This window comes from Photorhabdus sp. RW14-46 (assembly GCF_963887965.1).
Lineage (GTDB): Bacteria > Pseudomonadota > Gammaproteobacteria > Enterobacterales > Enterobacteriaceae > Photorhabdus > Photorhabdus laumondii.
This window is the reverse complement of sequence record NZ_CAWPHH010000122.1, coordinates 1-577: the sequence shown is the minus strand read 5'-3', so window position 1 is coordinate 577 and position 577 is coordinate 1. Positions and strand designations below refer to the sequence as shown.

The window sequence follows — 577 nt, the reverse complement described above, 5'->3', positions numbered from 1 at the left end:
TGATTGATGCCGGTAACGGGGACGACTACGTTGTTACCTCCGGCAACTACAACCGGGTGGAGACCGGGGAAGGTCAGGATTATGCCGTGACCATCGGGAATAACAACCGGGTTGAGCTGGGTGAAGGCCATGACTTTGGTCGGGTGTTTGGTAATGACAACCAGATTGACGGTAACGCGGGTGACGATGTTATTAAACTGATGGGCTATCATGCGGTAATTAATGGCGGAGAAGGTGATGACCACCTGATAGCGGCCACAATGTCGAAATTCAGCCAGTTTGACGGCGGTGAAGGTCAGGATCTGCTGGTGCTGGGGGGATACCAGAACTACTTCCGGGGGGGCGCAGGAGTAGACAGTTTTGTGGTCAGTGGTCAGGTCATTGACAGTCAGGTTGATGATATCAATGCGGAAGATATGATTGTTTTTAACGATATTGACGGGCAAAACCTGTGGTTCCAGCGCAGTGGATATGATCTGGTGTTATCAGTAAACCGTCATATTGAGGATAAAACTGCGCAGGGCGTCTTTGAATCAACAGGGTCAGTCACCTTTAGTGATTACTTTAATGGTAACCG

1 pseudogene is annotated in these 577 nt (G+C 49.7%); it reads left to right on the top strand.

Annotation, left to right across the window (positions count from 1 at the left end):
• Positions 1 to 577: pseudogene (locus tag AACQ38_RS23855) on the top strand (hypothetical protein); the annotation flags it as partial.